16 protein-coding genes and 1 pseudogene are annotated in these 19607 nt (G+C 65.6%); 12 read left to right on the top strand and 5 right to left on the bottom strand.

All coding sequences use genetic code 11. The features are described 5' to 3' along the window. The first annotated feature begins 23 nt into the window (after nucleotides 1-23). From ACILQ5_RS03350 to ACILQ5_RS03330, 5 genes are all read left to right on the top strand, one after another. Nucleotides 24-1274 (top strand): PucR family transcriptional regulator, encoded by a 1251-nt coding sequence (locus ACILQ5_RS03350; protein ID WP_395656554.1) that lies wholly within the window; start codon nucleotides 24-26, stop codon nucleotides 1272-1274. Nucleotides 1275-1456: 182 nt separating this feature from the next. After that, nucleotides 1457-2344: an FAD binding domain-containing protein gene (locus ACILQ5_RS03345; RefSeq protein ID WP_395656553.1), complete on the top strand. Its 888-nt coding sequence runs from the start codon at nucleotides 1457-1459 to the stop codon at nucleotides 2342-2344. Further along, nucleotides 2341-2835 (top strand): (2Fe-2S)-binding protein, encoded by a 495-nt coding sequence (locus ACILQ5_RS03340; RefSeq protein WP_395656552.1) that lies wholly within the window; start codon nucleotides 2341-2343, stop codon nucleotides 2833-2835. The genes ACILQ5_RS03345 and ACILQ5_RS03340 overlap by 4 nt, the downstream gene beginning before the upstream one ends. Nucleotides 2836-3227: 392 nt before the next feature. Then, nucleotides 3228-3557 carry a DMT family transporter gene (locus ACILQ5_RS03335; protein WP_395656551.1) on the top strand — a complete coding sequence of 110 codons (330 nt, stop codon included), beginning with the start codon at nucleotides 3228-3230 and terminating at the stop codon, nucleotides 3555-3557. 77 nt (nucleotides 3558-3634) lie between these two features. Further along, a complete protein-coding gene (locus tag ACILQ5_RS03330) occupies nucleotides 3635-4432 on the top strand; it encodes an MOSC domain-containing protein (RefSeq protein WP_395656550.1) in 798 nt (265 codons plus the stop codon). 182 nt (nucleotides 4433-4614) lie between these two features. Here the strand turns inward: ACILQ5_RS03330 and ACILQ5_RS03325 are convergent, their stop codons facing one another. Next, complete coding sequence (locus tag ACILQ5_RS03325) at nucleotides 4615-5610, bottom strand: LacI family DNA-binding transcriptional regulator (protein WP_395656549.1); 996 nt, start codon at nucleotides 5608-5610, stop codon at nucleotides 4615-4617. 187 nt (nucleotides 5611-5797) lie between these two features. On the opposite strand from ACILQ5_RS03325, the pseudogene ACILQ5_RS03320 reads away from it, so the two are divergent. Both ACILQ5_RS03320 and ACILQ5_RS03315 read left to right on the top strand, forming a co-directional pair. Next, a pseudogene (locus ACILQ5_RS03320) lies at nucleotides 5798-6043 on the top strand (transposase); the annotation flags it as partial. Nucleotides 6044-6279: 236 nt separating this feature from the next. Further along, a complete protein-coding gene (locus tag ACILQ5_RS03315) occupies nucleotides 6280-7413 on the top strand; it encodes a DDE-type integrase/transposase/recombinase (protein WP_395656548.1) in 1134 nt (377 codons plus the stop codon). Nucleotides 7414-7672: 259 nt separating this feature from the next. Here ACILQ5_RS03315 and ACILQ5_RS03310 read toward each other — a convergent pair whose 3' ends face one another. The 3 genes from ACILQ5_RS03310 to ACILQ5_RS03300 are packed head-to-tail and all read right to left on the bottom strand — an operon-like array spanning nucleotide 7673 to nucleotide 11154. Continuing rightward, a complete protein-coding gene (locus ACILQ5_RS03310; protein WP_395656547.1) occupies nucleotides 7673-8512 on the bottom strand; it encodes an AAA family ATPase in 840 nt (279 codons plus the stop codon). A 44-nt stretch (nucleotides 8513-8556) separates the two neighbouring features. Continuing rightward, nucleotides 8557-9702, bottom strand: a complete 1146-nt coding sequence (locus tag ACILQ5_RS03305) for an XdhC family protein (protein ID WP_395656546.1) — start codon at nucleotides 9700-9702, stop codon at nucleotides 8557-8559. Nucleotides 9703-9723: 21 nt separating this feature from the next. Next, a complete protein-coding gene (locus ACILQ5_RS03300; RefSeq protein ID WP_395656545.1) occupies nucleotides 9724-11154 on the bottom strand; it encodes an NAD(P)/FAD-dependent oxidoreductase in 1431 nt (476 codons plus the stop codon). Nucleotides 11155-11491: 337 nt separating this feature from the next. On the opposite strand from ACILQ5_RS03300, the gene ACILQ5_RS03295 reads away from it, so the two are divergent. Both ACILQ5_RS03295 and wrbA read left to right on the top strand, forming a co-directional pair. Then, on the top strand, nucleotides 11492-13126 hold the full coding sequence (locus ACILQ5_RS03295) for an FAD-dependent oxidoreductase (RefSeq protein ID WP_395656544.1): 1635 nt from the start codon (nucleotides 11492-11494) through the stop codon (nucleotides 13124-13126). A gap of 164 nt (nucleotides 13127-13290) precedes the next feature. Further along, complete coding sequence (gene wrbA, locus ACILQ5_RS03290) at nucleotides 13291-13923, top strand: NAD(P)H:quinone oxidoreductase (RefSeq protein ID WP_395656543.1); 633 nt, start codon at nucleotides 13291-13293, stop codon at nucleotides 13921-13923. A 521-nt stretch (nucleotides 13924-14444) separates the two neighbouring features. Here wrbA and ACILQ5_RS03285 read toward each other — a convergent pair. Further along, nucleotides 14445-15317 carry a LysR family transcriptional regulator gene (locus ACILQ5_RS03285; RefSeq protein ID WP_395656542.1) on the bottom strand — a complete coding sequence of 291 codons (873 nt, stop codon included), beginning with the start codon at nucleotides 15315-15317 and terminating at the stop codon, nucleotides 14445-14447. A gap of 74 nt (nucleotides 15318-15391) precedes the next feature. On the opposite strand from ACILQ5_RS03285, the gene gabT reads away from it, so the two are divergent. The 3 genes from gabT to ACILQ5_RS03270 are packed head-to-tail and all read left to right on the top strand — an operon-like array spanning nucleotide 15392 to nucleotide 19430. Next, a complete protein-coding gene (gene gabT, locus ACILQ5_RS03280) occupies nucleotides 15392-16753 on the top strand; it encodes a 4-aminobutyrate--2-oxoglutarate transaminase (RefSeq protein WP_395656541.1) in 1362 nt (453 codons plus the stop codon). Between the two features lie 14 nt (nucleotides 16754-16767). Then, nucleotides 16768-18042, top strand: coding sequence for a Glu/Leu/Phe/Val dehydrogenase (locus ACILQ5_RS03275; RefSeq protein WP_395656540.1), 1275 nt, complete (start codon nucleotides 16768-16770; stop codon nucleotides 18040-18042). Continuing rightward, the gene (locus tag ACILQ5_RS03270) at nucleotides 18039-19430 is read left to right on the top strand and encodes an NAD-dependent succinate-semialdehyde dehydrogenase (RefSeq protein ID WP_395656539.1); all 1392 of its coding nucleotides are present in this window, start codon (nucleotides 18039-18041) and stop codon (nucleotides 19428-19430) included. The genes ACILQ5_RS03275 and ACILQ5_RS03270 overlap by 4 nt, the downstream gene beginning before the upstream one ends. Nucleotides 19431-19607: the final 177 nt, after the last annotated feature.

Genomic DNA, 19607 nt, shown 5'->3' with positions numbered 1-19607 from the left:
GCGGACGTGCCTAGGATCGATCCATGACGATCGAGTCCGACCTGCAGGTCGTGGCGAACGCAGTCCGCGCGCGGATCCCTGAACTCGTCTCGGCGATCGAAAGGACGTCCGCACAAGAGGTCCCTGAGATCCACGAAAAGGACGACCCGGTATACAACGAAGCCGAACGCTCCAGCGTCCTGTCTGCACTCACGAGTATCGTCGAGGGCTTGGCGGGCGGGCGGCGACCACCGGACCGTCCTTCCGACGCTGCACTCCAGGAAGCCCGCATAGCTGCCCAAGCTGGCATCGATCTTCATTCCTTGTTGCGAACGTATCGGGTGGGTCAGTCGATCTTGTGGGACGCAATCCTGGAGGAGACCTTGGGTATGGTCGACTCGGACGAGCGGCGCATGGCGGTCCTAAAACAGGCCTCGGACTATCAATACGCGTGGAACAACAAGGTGATGGAGTCCGTCATCGCCGCCTATCAAGCCGAACACAACGCCTACTTCTTCAGGAGCCAGGACCGGAAGCGACGTGCGGTGGTCAGCGACATCCTGCGAGGTATGCCGGCCGACGTTCAGCAACTCGGCTACAGCCTCCGTGCGGAGCATCTGGCTGTCGTCGCATGGGGCCGCTCGCCCGAAGCCAACATCCGGGCGCTAGCCGTCAGTTTGGACGCGAGGCACCTGACCGTGAGCGGCACCTCGGGGACGTACCTGGGCTGGCTGGGCTCGTCATCGTTGAAGCGAGTGTTAGTCGAGCGACCTGACGCTGCCCGGGCAATGCGCGAAACCCATCTGGCTCTGGGCGAGGTGGCGCATGGGATCGATGGCTTCCGGTTGAGTCACCGTCAGGCGTGGCAAGCGTACAGGGTAGGCAAGCTACGAGCCGCGGGCATTGTCAACTACGCCGATGTCGCGCTAGAGGCCTTGATGCTCAAAGACCGTCAAGCCGTCCAAGACTTTGTGTCGCGTGAGCTGGGTCCGCTCCATGACGAGGAAGATCCGCGTGGAGAATTGTTGAAGTCCACCTTGCGGGCGTACTTCCGGTCCGGACAGAATGCGGCCTCGACGGCACAGGCCATTCACGTCCATGAGCGTACGGTTGCCTATCGCCTGCGCTCTATCGAGTCCCGACTCGGGGTGACCATCGGCGCCCGTCGGGACGAGTTGGCCGTGGCACTACGACTCGCAGACCTCCTAGGGCAGGTCTCTAGTGCGGACCTACGCGATCTCGAGGTGCACGCGGACGCGGGATTGGGTCCGGACCCCGAGGCCGCCGGTCCTTAAGCCGCCACACGATCTCCCCTTGTCAGTTGTCGAATAAGCAGGCGTTGACCTTGCCTGACTGCGTAATGGGCACGGCGCCTCGCTGTGACCACACTGGTCGGACAGTCGAACCAAGATCAGGCGTCCTGATTGGAACGCACAACTGCGTCGGGACCAGCCGACGTTCCACGAGAGGGATGCCCGTGAAGCCACCGCCCTTTGAGTACGTGGTCGCCACATCAGTCGACCACGCGATTGAACTCGTCAGTTCCGATGAGGACGCGAAGTTCATCGCCGGCGGGCAGAGCCTCATCCCGCTGCTAAGCCTGCGGTTTGCGAGTCCCACACTGTTGGTAGATGTCTCCCGACTCACCGAGCTCCGCGACGTGCGGCGTGTGGGCGAGGTGCTGCATATCGGAGCGCTGACTCGGCACGCAGAAATCCATAAGCTGCCCAAATTCCGACAGGACGCTCCGCTCCTCTCGACGGCTGCAGGTTGGGTCGCCCACTCACAGGTGCGCAATCGAGGGACGTTCGGTGGAGCGATTGCGCACAGCGACAGCGCAGCCGAGTTCCCGGCGGTGCTCCTCGCCACTGGAGCCACCATCGTCGCCCGGTCTAGCAACGGGGAACGACGCATCCCATGCCAAGAGTTCTTCGGCGCCCACTTTCAGACTGCCCTCAACCATGGCGAACTCCTGACAGGTGTGGAGGTCCCCGCACACGATGCTTTCACCAGGTGGGGGTTCTCGGAGTTCGCGCGCCGTAGAGGTGATTACGCCATCGGCGGGGCGGCAGTCAGTGCCCGCGTGGACGAACAGGGACGCTGCACGCGGGTGCGCGCGGGTCTGATTGCGGCGGGCCCTGGACCCACCTCGGCCGAGGGCCTCGAGGAGGCCCTCGTCGACCGGGTAGTCGACGAGTCGGCCGTGTCGGACGCGGTCGCCTGCGCAGAACGGCATCTCACTCCGGAAAGCAACGTCCACGGGACGAAGGAGTATCGGCGCGCCGTCGTCGCGGAGTCACTACGTCGGGCTCTGCGCCAAGCCTTCGATCTGGACCACGCCGGAACCGAGAGGACATCCGCATGAAGACTCGTGTGATCGTTAATGGTGAGGGGTATGAGCGTGACGTCGAGCCCCGGATGCTGCTGTCGGACTTCTTGCGACACGAACTGGGGCTGACCGGCACAAACGTGGGTTGTGAGCACGGCGTGTGCGGCAGCTGCACCGTGCTTCTAGATGGCGAGCCCGTGCGGTCCTGCACCATGCTTGCGGTGCAGTGTGACAGCCGGCGACTGACTACCGTCGAAGGCCTCGCCTGCGACGAAAAGCTGCACGGGCTCCAAGATGCATTCTCCGCTTGCCACGGCCTCCAATGCGGCTTCTGCACACCTGGGATGCTGATGACCCTGCTGCCGATTTACAACGAGGCGCGTCGACTTAGCAACGACGAAATCCGCGAGGCGATCTCCGGCAATCTGTGTCGCTGCACTGGGTATCAGCAGATCGTCGAGGCAGCCCGGAAGGCGCTGGGTGACGCCGCCGACATGGCCGACTCCTGTGTCGAACCTCAAGCATGATCGGTCATCGCGACGATCGCGGACCCGTTGTGCCTGAGCCACGTTCGCGCACCAAGCACCTCAACTTCATTCCGTTTCGCACCCAGGTCGGGGCAACACCAGAGGTTGTCACCTTCGAGGAGCGAGCGCGGAGACGCTCTCAGCGTTGACCGTGGGCATCCCGGCCGCCCGAGCCGCTTGGCACCGTTGTCTCAGCGCCCGACTCGACCGTGACGGCGATGGACGCCCCTGCAGTCGGCGGCAGGTGCATGAGCGACACCCGAGCGGTTGCCAGATAGCGCTAAACCGGCTGTCGGTTTCCGACACGCGGCCCGCAGACGCTGGTCGAGATCCGCCCTACCGTCGGGACGTTAGGCCGTTTGGAAGAGTGACATGGCGCAAGGCGGAGACACATGGTGACGTACCTACTGCTAGGACTCGCAATCGCAGTGGAAGTGATGGCCACCTTGTCGCTGCGAGCATCCGAGGGTTTCAGCCGACTTCTGCCAAGTCTTATCGTCGTGAGCGGATACGGGCTGTCGTTCTTCCTGCTGTCTGTGGTGCTCCAACGCGGTTTGAACGTCGCTGTCGTGTACGCGTTGTGGTCCGCGACCGGCATCGTCGCCATCGCTGTGATCGGCGCGACCTGCTTAGGTGAACGCCTCACGAGTGCCCAGGTTCTGGGCATGGCACTCATAGTGAGCGGCGTGCTAGCCCTTGAGCTGGGTGCGGGCCGCGGTTGACCGGATGGAGTGTAGGACCGGGATCGAGAAGACGGCGGGGTCAAATCATCGGAGAGGAATCGAGAGACACTGTGATCATGAGGGTGGATGAATCGGTCGGCACCGTCGCACGGCTGTACACGACTGTGACAAAGGGATTCGCCCTCCGCGAAGTCGAGCACATCCAGGTGACAGCCTCAGGGATCGTCGGTAACCGCGAGTTCTTTCTGGTCGACGTCGACGAGCGCCTGTATTCGGTGCCCAAAGATCCGATCTTCCTCGATTGCTGGACCACCTACGACCCGATCGCCAAGATTTTCCGAGTCGGTAGGCGGACGGTCGTCGATTGCGAAGCCGAACTGCGCCCTGTGGGTCCCGTTCGCCCGTTCCAGTTCGACGAGCGCATGGTCGAAGGTAGGTGGACCCCGGGACCTTGGGATGCGTGGTTCTCCGACCTGGCCGGGCGCAACCTTCGACTGGTTCGCTGCGCCGAGCCCGGTGGAGGCGGGGACGTGCATCCTGTCACCCTCGTTTCGTCGGCCTCATTGGCATCGCTGGGATGTGAGCTCGACGGTCGACCGGTAGACGGTCGTCGGTTCCGGCTGAACATGACTCTCGACCTGGGCCCGCACCCCTATCGGGAGGACGCCTTGGCTGATCGCGCCATGGTGGTCGGAGACTGCGCGCTGCGGGTTGCCAGAGGAATCCCGCGATGCTTGGCTGTCGAGCATCGTCCGTATGACGGCGACCGGAGATTTCAGGTGCAGCGACGCATCCGGGACGTGCGCGGTTCCACGCCGGATGAGTCGGGCCCTGCCGTCCTCTTCGGTATGTACGCAAGCGTCGTGTCGCCGGGTGGTGTCCGCGTCGGCGATCGGGTAGCTCTGATGAGCTGACGGTTGTCTGGCAGGCGCTTCCTTGCGTGCTACTTGCGCCACTTGCGGAAGGGGATGGACAGTCGCGCGAACGCCGGCCGTGGAACTAACGAAAGACGCCGAGCAGTGCAGGATGTGGGCCATAGCGGACGCGCGCCGTTCGTAGGGGCAGCCCTCTGAGACGCAAGTACCTGGTCGGAGGGTCAGCACGATGCCCGGGTCACGAGAGTGACCGGGTCACTCGCAACAGCTGGCCACTCGTGCGGGACGCCGACGGTCGAGGCGACTGTCGCCGCGATCAGCGCCGCATCCTGGGTCAAGTCGAATCGGATACTGCTGAGCGGTGGGGCGGTCAGGGCGGCCAACGGGGTGTCGTCGACGCCAATAACACCTATTTGGTCGGGTACTGCCAGCCCCAAGATGTGAGCGGCGCTGAGGATGCCGGCTGCCGTCATGTCGTTCCAGGCACAGACCCCGATAGGGGAGCCGTGTGTGTCGCGCATGGAGCGCACGACGTCGACGAACTCGTCGAGCCGCCCGGCCAGGACCACGACGTCGGTGTCGGTGATGCCTTGCGCCGCTACGAGGTCTTTGAATGCGCTCACGCGCGCGTCGATGAACTGCTGATTGCGTGGGTCCTTGATGACCGCATAGATCAGGCTGTGGTAACCCCGCGACACGAGCCGATCGACTTGGAGCTGCACCACCTCTCGCTGGTCGATACGGAGGGTGTGCCCTTCCGGCCCGTCGAGCAGCCAAGCGCGGACTTCTGGGATGGTTGAGGCGGCCATCGCCTCGGCGTCTCGTGCGGACAACGGTGAGAATGTGACGACGGCGGCGGCGGTGACCTTCCCGAGGAGGGCAGCAAGGTGTCCCTGCCACTGCGGTCCCTCGTACCGCAGACACACGAATCCTGCCTCAGAAGTCAGGTTGCCTACGCTCTCCAGGAAATGGCCGAGCTCGCCGGTCGTGTCCCAGTCCGGCAGTAGGAACAACACCACGTCCCCTCGACCGACGCGCAGCGCCCTGGCGGCCGGCGAGGGTTGGTAACCGAGGCGGCGAGCGGCGCTCAGGACCTGTTCACGCGTCGCATCTGTGATGCGCACATCGCTTCGACCATTGAGCACGTAACTCACGGTCGCGCGCGATACGCCGGCCTCGCGCGCCACGTCTGTGCTGGTCGGTGCGTTCTTGGGCACGGGATGGCCTTTCTGGGGTGTACGGCTGTTGGTTCTCCGAGTTGTTGAGGGCGGCAGCCTGCTCATTCTGATCGGGACCGGGGGTGGTGGAGGATGTATCTGACTCGACTTGAGGGCGGCTTATGCGTCATCGTCCTTTGGCAGCCAGGGAGCCTGACCCGGTAGCCCGGACACCTGACCTGTAGCGATGATCGCTGCAGGAAGGAGTTCGAAGATGCCTGCACCACATCCGCCCGAGTTCCGCCGCCGGGCTGTCGATCTGGCCCGCCAGCCGGGCGCGTCGGTCGCTCAGGTCGCCAAGGACTTGGGGATCAGTGAGTCCGGCCTGCGGCGCTGGATGGCCCAGGACGACATCGACTCCGGTCGTAAGGAGGGGTTGTCGACCAGCGAGCGGGAGGAGCTGACCAAGCTGCGCCGCGACAACCGCCGACTGGAGATGGAGGTCGAGATCCTCAAGCGCGCGTCCGCGTACTTCGCGCGGGAGAACGTGCTCCCGCAACAGGGTTCCGGCTGGTCCAGGAGCCTGCCGCGGACGGCTTTTGACGTCGCGGTGGCCTGCCGGGTCTTGAAGGTCTCGAGGTCGGGCTGCACGAGTGGCGCGACCGGCCACCCTCGGCGCGGGACGTCGAGGACGCCTATCTGGCGAACACGATCGTCGACATCCACGCCATGTCCCGGTGCTCCTATGGGGCGCCGCGGTGCACGCCGAACTGCGGCTCGGGATGGGAGTCCGGGTGGGACGCAAACGGGTCGCCCGGCTGCTGCGGATCACCGGCCGGCGCGGGATCAGCCACCGCCACAAGCGGCGCCACAAGCCGGCGCGGGCGGTCCACCAGGACCTCGTGCAACGGAAGTTCGTCGCCGCGGGCCGGACCTGTTGTGGTGCACCGACATCACCGAGCGCCCGACCCGGGGCGGAAGGTCTACTGCGCCGCGGTCCTCGACGTCTTCACCCGACAAGTCGTGGGCTGGTCGATCGCGGACCACATGCGATCCGAGCTGGTCGTCGACGCCCTGCAGATGGCGATCTGGCGACGCCGCCCAGGCCCGGGACCGTGGTACACGCCGACCGAGGCGCCCAGTACACATCCTGGGTCTTCGGCACCGGCTCCGCGACGCCAGCCTGCTCGATCCATGGGCCGCGTGGCCTCATCAGTGGACAACTCGATGATCGAATCGTTCTGGTCGACCATGCAACGCGAGCCTCCTCGATCAGCGGATCTGGGAGACCCCCGAGGGGCCTCGGCGCCGCGATCTTCGAGTGGATCGAGGCCTGGTACAACCCCGGCGCCGACACCTCGATCGGGATGCTCAGCCCCGTCGAATACGAACACCACTGGCAGCAGCAACAAGCTGCCGCTGACCTTCACACCACCGCCAACGGAGCGGCATGATCACCACACCACCCGTGTCCGGAGAACCGGGTCAGGCTCCCTGCACGCCGCCTTGGTATCGGACACCAGCGCAACAGAGACGGATCGCAAGGACAACAGAGACCGCGTCGGCGTGGGCCTCAGCGCCGAGACGCTCGACGACTCGACGCGGGTGCAATCTGAGGGTCAGCCCTTCATGGGGCCGCCCGTCTCCTTGGTCCCGAGGTGGGGGACGGGCCTCATGCTGTCCTCGGATCTGCGCCCGATGCTGGGGCCTTCGAGCTTCGGCCACGACGGCGCAGCGGGTGGCTTGGCCTTCGCCGACCGTGACGCTCGGGTGGGGTTCGCCTTCCTGCCGAACGTGATGGGTCCCATGCCGGACGACCGAGCCAACAAGATTGTCTCCGCACTGCAGCGGGCGCTGGGGTAGGGCGGGAACCGGACGGCGCCGAGTCGTCAGTGGTCCCGATGTGTCGACTGGCACTGATTGGTCGGCCTCCGGTCGCTCGCATCGGTGGCAGGCGGCCGATGCAACTTCGGCGTCTGTGTTCGCACTGTGGCTGATCCGACGCACGCGCCGCCGTGTTGTCGTCCTCTTGGCGGCGATCATCTCAAGTCCGGGGATATGTGCGTAAGTCGGTCCGGTTCGTAGCTGTCGGATCCGCACCTCCTGTCCGCTGGCGGGGACGTCACGACCCGAGGATCTGCTCCATTGCGCGACTCACACGGTCGGTGTCCTCGTGATACTTCACCAACGCGCCGAGAGTTACGGCTGCTGCCTCGAAGTTCAGTTCGACTGTCTGGAGGTAATGGAGCGCTCGCGCCCAATCCAATGTCTCGGCGACGCCGGGTGGCTTGAGTAGTGCGTGTTCCTCGAGTCGAACCTCTTGGACCACTCGCACGACCTGCTCTGCTAGTTCTCTTGAAACCTCAGGGGCCCGGGATCGGACGATCTGCAGTTCGCGCTCCAGTCCGGGGTGCTCGACCCAGTGATGGAGGCAGCGACGCTTCAGCGCATCGTGGAGCTCGCGCGTCCGGTTAGAGGTCAGCACGACCACTGGAGGGACGGATGCCCGGACCGCGCCGATCTCCGGAATGCTCACCTGGTTCGTTGAGAGCACTTCAAGTAGGAATGCTTCGAATTCGTCGTCGGCGCGGTCGACTTCGTCGATGAGTAGCACGGTCGGGGCCTGCCGCAAAGCCTGAAGTACCGGGCGCGGGAGCAGGAACCGCTCGTCGTAGAGCCCCTCTTCGGCTTCTGCTGTCTCCACCGCGCCGGCTGCTTCCAGGACGCGCAAATGCAGAATTTGTCGGGGAAAGTCCCAGTCGTATAGCGCTTGAGTGGAATCGATGCCTTCGTAGCACTGAAGCCGCAGGAGGGGCAATTGGCAGGCGGTGGCCAAGGCCTCTGCGAGAGCAGTCTTGCCTGTGCCGGGTTCGCCCTCGAGTAGTAGTGGCTTGTGCATCTTCAGGGCGAGGAAGACGACCGTAGCGAGTTCGGGTGAGCAGAGGTACCCGGTCTCGCTCAACAAACGCTCCACGTCACCCGGTCGGTCAACCCGATCGGCCGGGATCAAGGCGCGACCCCAACTGCGGTGTGATGAATGGCGCCCGCGGACGCGCTGAGAGGCACCCCGGTTCCACCCCAGCGCACCGACACGATTTCGGCTGCGATGCTGATCGCGGTCTCCTCGGGAGTGCGAGCGCCCAGATCCAGACCGATCGGGCTCGACATGCGGTCCAGCTGCTCCTGCGTGACGCCAGCTTCGCGAAGCCGAGTCACTCGATCGTCGTGAGTGCGACGTGAGCCCATGACGCCGACGTATGCGGCTGGAAGCGTAAGCGCAACGGAGAGGAGGGGAACGTCGAACTTCGGGTCGTGCGTGAGGACGGCGATGACCGTGCGGTCGTCGACCCGTCCTTCGCGGTGCTCCTGCACGAGGTACCTGTGTGGCCAGTCCACAACGACCTCATCCGCCTCAGGGAAGCGAGCCGAGGTGGCAAAGACGGGTCGTGCGTCACACACGGTGACGTTGTATCCGAGGAACGATCCCACGGACGCGACCGCCGCGGCGAAGTCGATCGCGCCGAAGACGAGCATCCGGGGCGGCGGGGCGAATGCCTGAACGAACACCTTCATCCCATCGCCGAGCCGTTGGCCGTCTGGACCGTAGGTCAGCATGGCGTTGTGACCGGCAGCCAGTAATCCCAGCGCGTCGTCCGCCACTGCGTCGTCGGCCCGGCCGCTACCCAGAGTGCCTTTGCGGGAGGAATCCTCTCCTTCCGGGTAGATCACGATTCGGCGACCGCGCCACGTGGCGTCTGGATGGTCGACGACAGTAGCGACGGCGACCGGTCGACCGCTGCGGATGTCGTCGACGACTTCGGCGAAGTGCGGAAAGGTGCCACGGTCGAGCCGTTCTACAAAGACGTCCAGTTCCCCACCGCAAGTGAGCCCAACTGCGAATGCTTCGTTGTCGGAGTACCCGTAGTGCTCGAGCACCGGAACTCCGTCAGTGAGGACCTCACGCGCGATTTCGTAGACCGCGCCTTCGACGCAGCCCCCGGATACCGAGCCGTGCACCGTGCCGTCGGCCGTGACACCCATCGCGGCTCCTGGCCCGCGGGGCGCAGATCTCGAGGTGTCCACCACAGTGGCCAGTCCGATCGACACTCCGTCGTCCCACCATTCGATGAGACGATCAACGATGTCGCGCATGGTGTGTCTCCTTGCGGTCTGTCATCCAAGGAACGATGTGGGGTCGATTCGCGATATGAGGCGGGTGGGGAGGTCGACTCGGACCTCGTCATCCTGTTTGCGGTCCCGGCGGAGCATTGCCGCCTTGACGAGCTGGCCGCCCAGGTACCGGAATGGCTCCGGCGGCAGGCCGTGTCCTGAGGGTGCTCTCGTCAGAAAAGACGTCGTCATGCCGTCCGTCGATCTGGTGGCTAGGCCGGCCAGGACCTGAGCGCCGATCACAGACGGTCCGACGCCGTCACCTGAGTAGCCCGTGCCGAAGTACACGCCCGGGAAGCCGGTGATCTCGCCGAAGAAGGGCAGGGAGGACAGCGAATACTCGACGGGCGCGCGCCACGAGGACAGCAGCTCGGCGCCAGCCAAGCCAGGCACAGTTCTCGCCATCTGCGCCAGGATTTGGTCCGGACGGGGGGCCGCGGTGAATAGCGTGTTCGGACCTCGAACCCCCCAACCGATGCCGAGGCCCGCCTTGCCGAAAAGAACCTCTCCTCCGCTCATCGGGCGCCAGTAGTCCAAGAGGCGTCCGGAGTCCGAGACGTTGGTGAGCGGAGGGTTCTTCAACTCGTGTCGGGGGCGGACCACGACATTGTCCGATGCCGTCGTGACGAGGTGGGAGCGGAGTTGCGGGAACTGGTTGCACCAAGCGTTGATTGCCAAAACCACCGAACCAGCTCGGACCGATCCAGAATCAGTTGTCACCGACGTGGCAGCGTGCTCGCGTAGCAACCCCGTCACCGGGCTATGTTCGTGCACGACGACACCAAGACCCTGTGCGACTCTCATGAGACCACGGGCGAGACGGGCAGGATGGAGACCTACACAGGTCGGGTCGAGGAGCCCACCGCGTGCGGGCGCTCCGGCCAGTCGAGTCGCTTCCGCTGCGTCGACCTCGACGAAGGGGCAGTCGCGGTAGGCGGCCGCGGCCTCAAGGGTGTCAAGCCACGCCCCGTCTTGGCTGCTGTTGTTCGACGCCCACAACCAGCCGTTCGACTCGACCTGCGCGTCGATGCCGTGTTCAACGCAGAAGCGACGAATGTGGTCAATCGCCTCTACTGAGGCCCGAGCTACGTCAGCGCCTTCGTCCTTGCCGCCCGCACGCAGCAGGGAGGGCAGCTTGGGCCATAGGTTCATCAGCATGCCGGCGTTGGTCCCGCTTGCTCCCCAGCCACAGAGACCCGCTTCGAGAAGGATCACGTCGATGCTGGGCTCTCGTGTCTTCAGCTCGATGGCGGTCCACAGGCCGGTGAACCCCCCACCGACGATGCACACGTCGGCCCGGACATTCGAGGCTAGCCGCTCGGCATCGATGCGGTCTGTCTCGTCGGCCAGCGCATCAGCCATCCAGAACGAGCGGACTCCCGCGTCGGCCGTGTTCAGGTCATGGGCGCGCGGGACTCGCCACTGTGCACTCATCCGACCATTCCGTAGGTGCGTGACATCGCGTGTTGCGGGAGCGGATACGGACTAGTGGAGATGCTCGAACAGCCCATCTGGCCAATCTAGGAGCGCTCGGAATCGCACCCCTGCACAGTCGCAGGCAAAGATGCGTCGGTACTTGTATGGAAGCGGTAGGGGCTCGGCAGAGGTAAAGGCCGCTAAGGCGGGTCTGGATGATGCCGAACTCGAGTCTGCCGCTGTGCAGTTGCGACTTTCCGCACAATCGTGCCGGTGGCCTTGTGGCACCTGGCAGTGCTGTGGCGGTTCCCTTTGGGCGAACATGAGCCGTCTAGTACTGAGAGAGGCGCGCTGGATGACCTTCGTTATCACCCAGTCTTGTTGCGTGGACGCCGCCTGCGTCCCGGTTTGTCCGGTCCAGTGCATCCGACCCCGACCCGGTGATCCGGACTTCGAGAGCACGGAACAGCTCTACATCGATCCGTCGAGCTGCATCGATTGCGGCGCTTGCGCCACCGCATGTCCAGTCGACGCCATCTACCCAGGAGATGCACTTCCGCCGACTCTCGCCACGTCCGGCGTGATCAACGCCGAGTACTTCGAGGCGCGTCCGTTGACCCCGGCTGAACCACCGGTGGTCTCCCGCCATCGCCTTCCCCCGGGCCTGTCGACACTGAGGGTCGCGGTGATCGGATCGGGACCCGCTGCCCTATACGCGGCGACCGAGTTGACCGAGATCCCCGGCGTCGAAGTGACCATCATCGAGCGACTCCCGACTCCTTTCGGATTGATACGTGCAGGAGTCGCGCCCGACCACGACAACACCAAGCGCATCGCTGACAGGCTCGGACGCGTCCTGGTCCGGCCCAACGTGCGTTGTCTCTTCGACGTTGAGGTCGGACGCGACATCTCGATCGAGGAAGTGCTGCAACATCACCACGCTGTCATCGTGGCAACAGGAGCAGCGAGTGCGCGACGCTCAGGTATCCCCGGAGAAGCCCTCCCCGGCTCAGTCTCAGCCAAAGAGTTCGTTGCTTGGTACAACGGTCACCCCGACAGCGCACTCCCGGACTTCAGCATCAAGGGGCGGAGGGCGGTTGTCATCGGCAACGGCAACGTGGCTCTGGACGTCGCGCGTCTGCTCGCCCAGCCGACTGCCGCGTACGCGTCCACCTCGGTGTCCGACGCCGCACTCAGGTCGATGACCGCCAGCAGCATCGAGGAAGTTGCCGTCGTCGGACGCAGGTCCCAAGCGTTCGCCGCCTACAGCACAGCTGAGTTGTCGGCACTGACGCACCTGCCAGACGTAGATCTGGTCGCGGAAGCGAGTGAGGTTGCTGTCACGGACGATGACTGGGCCGCTGCTTCCGAGTCGGACCGAGGATGGGCCCTGCCTCGCCGATCCGAGATTGTGGCCGAGGCCGCCGCTCGCTCTTGCACACGGCCTCGACGGATCATCCTTCGTTTCGGTTTGACGCCGGTTGCACTGTTGGGCCAGCACGAGGTGACGGGCCTCGAACTGGCCCGACATGACGGGACCAAGGAGGTCATCGAGACGTCGCTGGTCATCTGGGCGGTGGGATTCACTGGACAACCGATCGAGGGACTGCCTTTCGACGGGGACAGGGGGGTACTCCCGAATCGCGCGGGTCGGGTTATCGACCTCCGCAGCGGACGCCCCGTGCCGGGCGTGTATTGCACCGGATGGGTGAAACGCGGGGCCTCAGGGGTTCTCGGGACGAATCGGGTCGACGCGGCCGAAACAGTTGCGTCACTGCTGGAGGACTTCAAGATCGGACGCCTAGCAGATCCGCCTGGCGGCGCGGAATCGTTCGCAGACCTCGCCCGATTGCGACGGCCCGGCCTGCTTGGGATCGACGGTTGGCGGCGCATCGATGATGCCGAGGTGAGTGCAGGACGCGACCAAGGCCGCACCCGGGTCAAGTTCGTGACGTGGTCCGGCCTCCGCGACGCAGGTCGTAGCGACTGATCGACGTCGGCAGGGCCTGCACTGAACTCGTCCACCGTCTGAACGCAGTGCACGCGCAAACTCCAACAGCTTTTCTTCGGACAGTGAGTAGGACGGCCGGCACTCATGTCGACAACATCGAACCCGTCCGTTCTCTCGCCCTTCCCCTCCAAGAAAGGCTCCACATGTCACCGGTCAAGGTCGCTGTCATCTACTACTCCGCCACGGGGACCATCCATTCGATGGCTGAGCGGCTGGCAACCTTCGCACGAGGCGCAGGTGCGGAGGTCCGACTCCGTCGAGTCGAGGAACTTGCCCCGCCGGAGGTCGTCTCACGCAACAAGGCGTGGGCAGAGCATGCGGGCGCCACTGCACACATCGACATTGCATCCGCCGATGACGTGGTGTGGGCAGACGGCGTCCTGTTCGGGACGCCGACCCGGTTCGGAAACGTTGCCAGTCAGCTGAAGCAGTTTCTAGACACCTTGGGACCGCAGTGGTCCCAGGGCCTGCTTGCAGACAAGGCCTACGCCGGCTTCACGGCCACGCAGACGGCGCACGGGGGTCAGGAGTCGACTCTGCTCGCTCTATACAACAGCATCTACCACTTCGGCGGTGTCCTCGTGCCGCCCGGCTACACCGATCTCCTCAAGTTCGTCGACGGCAATCCGTACGGCGTATCCCATGTGACCGGCCAGTCAAACAGCGAGCCGCTGGGAACGCCGCAGGTCGCTGCACTCGAGCACCTGGCCAACCGCGTGGTGCGGCTGTCGGGGAAGTTGCGGGACGTATCAGCGTCGACCGCCGGCGTCTCGTAGCCGCGCACGCTTCTCGCTCCGCCGAGGCGATCTCACTGCTCAGCCAGCCGGCTGAGCAGGTGGCCTTCTCCTGACCTTGAACGGAAATATGACCTTGGCGAAGCAGCAGAAGGCCGACAGACAGACGACTCGGGCAACCCCAGCGAGGACCGGATGGTCGGCGACACAGTCGAGCTCTCTGAGGTCTTGCGAGGATTGTGGCGAGGAGCTTCAGCAGTGCGCGGGATGCTCTGAGCCTCGGTGCCTGAGGTGCGAGCCTTACCGTTCCGACGACTGCCGCTGGGTCCTGTAGAAGGCAACCCGACACGCGCAAGATGTGGCATCTCCGTCACGGGTGTCGTCGGTCGCCTGTCCGATGGGAAGCCTCGCGCGCGTCGAAACGCCGGCCGCCGGCTCCGAGAGGTCGGTCGTCGCCAGGACTGTGTGGCAAAGGGACCCGGGCTCCAAGTTTCGTCAGTGCGATCTTCGCCTGCGTGCTCGCAAAGTTCTCCGCCGGTGGCTGTGTGGCTGATCGCGGAGCCTCACTCGTATGCGTGAGCGATCCACTCGGCCAATCGATTCCCGACGCTCGCGAGCGTGGTCGCAGCGACCCCGCGCGGGTCCCACGTCGCGGTGAGGTGGACGGCGAGCGCCTCCCCTCCGATGTCGATGGTCAGTGGGATCAAGTCAAATCGCGGATCGTCCGACACAACGGCAACGCCGCGCCCCGAGGCTGCGAGGGCTTGCGCGATTGTGCCGTTGGCCGCTTCCACTAAGGCGGAGAACGACCCGCCGTTACCGACTACGGCGGCGTCTAGTGCCTCGCGGGCGGTGAAGGTCGCCGGCAATGCGACCAGCGGGCGGCTGACCAGCTCGTCAATCGTCAACCGCTTGCGTGCGGCCCACGGATCGTCATTGGGCACGTATGCCCAGACAGGCAGGGTTGCCAGGTGGCGCGCGGCGTACGGGGCTGGTGGGCGCCGGGTCCCAATCGCGAGGTCCGCGCCCGCGTGGAGCATCTCGACGGGGTCGAGACCGTCGGCCCCGAGCACGTCAACTATCGGGTCGTCGGGCGACATGGTGGCGACGAACGGCGAAACGATGTCGGTGAGCGTGACGGTCGGCGCTGCGATGGTGAGGTGCTCGATTCGGCCATTTCGGTGGAACGCGGCGGCCTCATGGAGCGCGTCCGCGGCGGCCAGCACTGCGCGCGCCCCCGGGAGGAGCGCTCGACCGGTCCGGTTGAGGACCAAACGACCAGCGCCGCGTTCGAAGAGCGGCACGCCGAGATCGCGCTCCAATTGCCGCAGCTGGCGCGACACAGACGGTTGGGCGACGTGGACCTTCGCTGCGGCCTTGCTGACGCTGCCCTGCTCTGCGGTGGCGACGAGATAGCGGAGGTGACTGAGTTGCACTAGGCCTCATTGGCATGGAGATGAACGCGAATAGGTATTGGACAGCATAACCCTGCGAGCAACACCCTTGAATCATGACCGCGACGACCACCAAGCCCACCACCCTGACGACCCAGGAGGTGCCGCAGCGGCGATTGCTCGTGACCGAGATCCCCGGTCCGGAGTCCCGGCGTCTGATGGCGCGCAAGTCCACCGCCGTGGCGGCCGGGGTCGCTACGACGATGCCGGTGTTCGCCGCGCGCGCCGGCGGCGGGATCGTGGTCGACGTCGACGGCAACCAGCTCGTCGACCTCGGGTCCGGCATCGCGGTGACGACTGTCGGTGCGAGCGCACCCCGGGTCGTGGCGGCCGTGCAAGAGCAGGTCGCCGCTTTCACGCACACCTGCTTCATGGTGACGCCTTACGAGGGATACGTCGCCGTGGCGGAGGCGCTCAACCGGCTTACCCCCGGCGACCACGCCAAGCGCACCGCGCTCTTCAACTCGGGAGCCGAGGCTGTCGAGAACGCGGTCAAGGTCGCGCGCTCCCACACCGGACGGCAGGCCGTCGCCGTCTTCGATCACGCCTACCACGGGCGCACCAACCTGACGATGGCGATGACGGCGAGGAACATGCCGTACAAGCACGGCTTCGGCCCGTTCGCGAGCGAGGTGTACCGCGCCCCGCTCTCCTACCCCTTCCGCGACGGTGGCACCGACGGCGTCGTGGCCGCACTCCGCGCGATCGACGTGATCGAGAAGCAGGTCGGCGCCACCAACCTCGCCGCGGTCGTGATCGAGCCGATCCAGGGCGAGGGCGGGTTCATCGAGCCGGCCACCGGCTTCCTCCCCACAATCGCCACATGGTGCCGCGACAACGGCGTCGTGTTCATCGCCGACGAGGTGCAGACCGGCTTCGCCCGAACCGGCGACTGGTTCGCCTGCGACCGCGAGGGCGTCGTGCCTGACCTGATCGTCACCGCCAAGGGGATCGCCGGGGGCCTGCCGCTCTCGGCGGTGACCGGTCGCGCCGAGATCATGGACGCCGCCCACGCCGGCGGGCTCGGTGGGACCTACGGCGGCAACCCGCTGGCGTGCGCCGCCGCCCTCGCCGCCATCGAGACGATCGAGGCCGAGGGCCTGGTGCAGCGCGCTCGCGACATCGAGACGCTGATGCTCGACCGCCTGCGGCGGATCGAGGCGCGCGACGCGCGCGTCGGGGACGTGCGCGGTCGCGGCGCGATGATCGCGGTCGAGCTCGTGCAGGCCGGGACCGACGTGCCGAACCCGGAGCTGACGAAGGCCGTCGCCGCCGCCGCCCACCGCCAGGGCGTCATCGTGTTGACCTGCGGCACCTACGGCAACGTCCTGCGGTTCCTGCCGCCGCTGAGCATCTCCGACAAGCTGCTGCACGTCGCGCTCGACGTGCTCGACACGATCTTCGAGGCCCCCCGATGACCACTCTTCACAGCGTGCCCATCGGCTCCCCGGTTGACGCCGCGGGGTCGCGTGGCCCACTTGACGATGCGCAGGAGCAGTTGCGGCACGCGGTCGACGTGCTCGGCTATGACGAGGGGGTGCATCGCCTGCTTGCATCGCCTCGCCGAGAGGTGACCGTCAGCATCCCCCTGCGCCGCGACGACGGCTCAGTCGAGGTACTCACCGGCCATCGTGTCCAGCACAACTTTTCTCGCGGGCCGGCCAAGGGTGGGCTGCGCTATAGCCCCAAGGTGGACCTCGATGAGGTCCGAGCGCTCGCCATGTGGATGACGTGGAAGTGCGCGCTTATGGACCTCCCCTACGGGGGAGCCAAAGGGGGCGTGACCATTGACCCGAGCAAGTACTCGGCGGCGGAGCTGGAACGCGTCACCCGTCGCTACACCTCGGAGATCCTCCCCATGATCGGGCCGACCCGAGACATTCCCGCCCCGGACATCGGAACCGACGAGCACACGATGGCTTGGATGATGGACACGTACTCCGTGGCGTCCGGCCATACTGTCCTCGGCACTGTCACGGGCAAGCCGGTGAGTCTGGGCGGATCGTTGGGACGTGCGTCGGCGACGTCGCGTGGCGTGGTCCTCACCGCGCTCGCCGCACTGCGGCACCTCGGCCTCGAGGCTGGCGGCTCGACTGCCGCGGTGCAGGGATTCGGCAAGGTCGGCCGAGGCGCTGCTCGATTCCTGGCCGAGGCGGGAGTCCTGGTCATCGCTGCCAGCGACGAGCAGGGAGCGATCTGGAACCCGGACGGAATTGATCTGCAGGCCCTCGAGGCCCACGTCGAGCAGACCGGCTCCGTAGTGCACTTCGGCGCTGCAACCGGCATCGACAACGAGCTGCTGCTCACCCTCGAGGTCGATCTTCTGGTGCCGGCTGCGGTGGAGGGCGTGATCCACGCGGGCAACGCTGGATCTGTCCGGGCTCGAGTTGTGGTCGAAGGCGCCAACGGGCCGACGACGACCTCGGCAGACCGAATCCTGGCTGAGATCGGCACGCTAGTCGTTCCCGACATTCTGGCGAACGCAGGTGGGGTCGTCGTCTCCTACTTCGAGTGGGTCCAGGCGAACCAGGCGTACTGGTGGCACGAGGCCGAAGTCGAATCCAAGTTGGCCGAGCGCATGGACACCGCTTGGTGCCAGGTACTCGCGGAGGCGGACCGACTCCGACTCCCCCTCCGGCAGGCTGCCACCTGCCTCGCCGTACGTCGCGTCGCCGAGGCGCATCGACAGAGAGGTCTCTACCCGTGACCAGCAACCGCATCATCGCCGTCGAGAATCCTGCCACGCTTGAGGTGCTCGGCGAAGTTCCCGACCAGGATGTCGGTGCCGCTCGCGAGGCCGTCGACCGCGCGTCGCGCGCGTTTGCGGACTGGTCTCGAACAGCCCCGCGTCACCGTTCCGACATCTTGCGGCGAGCGTTCGAGCACATGCTCCGCGACCGGGACGAACTCGCAGTTCTCATCGCACGCGAGAACGGCAAGTCATTGGTGGACGCAGCAGCCGAGGTGGGCTACGCAGCCGAGTTCCTGCGTTGGTTCTCCGAAGAGGCGGTTCGACCCGGCGGAGAGTATGGAGAGGCACCGTTCGGCGGAACCCGTACTCTGGTGACGCACCGGCCCGTCGGAGTCGCAGCACTCGTCACTCCGTGGAACTTCCCGGCCGCCATGGCAACTCGCAAGATCGCACCGGCTCTGGCGGCCGGCTGCACCGTCGTTCTCAAACCCGCTCCGGAGACTCCGCTCACCGCTCTCGCCCTCGCCCGGCTTCTCTCCGAGGCCGGACTGCCCGACGGAGTGCTCGAGATCGTCACGACCACCGACGCGGGTCCCGTCGTCAGCACATGGCTCGAAGATGAGCGGGTCAGGAAGATTTCCTTCACCGGGTCTACCGGCGTCGGACGCACGCTGCTCCGCCAAGCCGCCGACCGGATTGTCAACGCCTCCATGGAACTCGGAGGCAACGCGCCTGTGGTGATCACAGAGGACGCTGACCTCGACGCCGCGGTGGCAGGCACGATGATCGCAAAGTTCCGCAATGGGGGACAGGCGTGCACGGCTGCGAACCGGATCTTTGTGCACAGCGCCGTGGCGTTTGACTTCCTCGCCAAGTTCGGCGCGGAGGTCGAGAAGCTTTCTGTCGGTCCCGCGGTCGGTGGCGCCGCTATCGGACCGCTCATCAACGCGCGCGCACTGCACCGGGTGACGGAAGCTGTAGACCTCGCTGTCCGTGAAGGTGCCCGTATCTCGCATCAAGCGGGACTGCCGGAGGCCCCTGGATACTTCTACCCTCCGACCGTCCTCGCCGACGTACCGGCTGATGCGACAATTCTTCGCGAGGAAATCTTTGGGCCGGTGGCCCCGATCGTGCTGTGGCGCGACGAGGATGAGCTGCTGCGCCAGGTCAACGACACGAAGTACGGACTCGCGGCGTACGTATTCGCAGGTGATCTCGGCCGTGCGGTTCGCCTGGGCGAACGCATCGAGGCGGGCATGGTCGGCATCAACCGCGGACTGGTCTCTGATCCTTCGGCGCCGTTCGGCGGGGTGAAGCAGAGTGGCTTGGGCCGAGAAGGCGCGCGCGACGGGCTCCGAGAGTTTCAGGAGACTCAGTACCTCAGCGTTGAGTGGTCAACATGACCACTCGGCCGCCGAGTGTCTACGAAGGGCTCGCGGTGCGTAGCGACGGGTGGCGTCGTCCGGACGGAATGCCACCCGTCGTTGAGTGGGGACCGCAGAAGAACCGCGACGGCGAGCCCCTCCGAACGAACGTCAACTCGGCAAGCGCCAACGCGGGAGAGTCGGACGACAACTAGA

This window comes from Nocardioides sp. (assembly GCF_044226305.1).
Classification (GTDB): Bacteria; Actinomycetota; Actinomycetes; order Propionibacteriales; family Nocardioidaceae; genus Nocardioides.
This window is presented reverse-complemented; position numbering and strand designations above follow the sequence as displayed.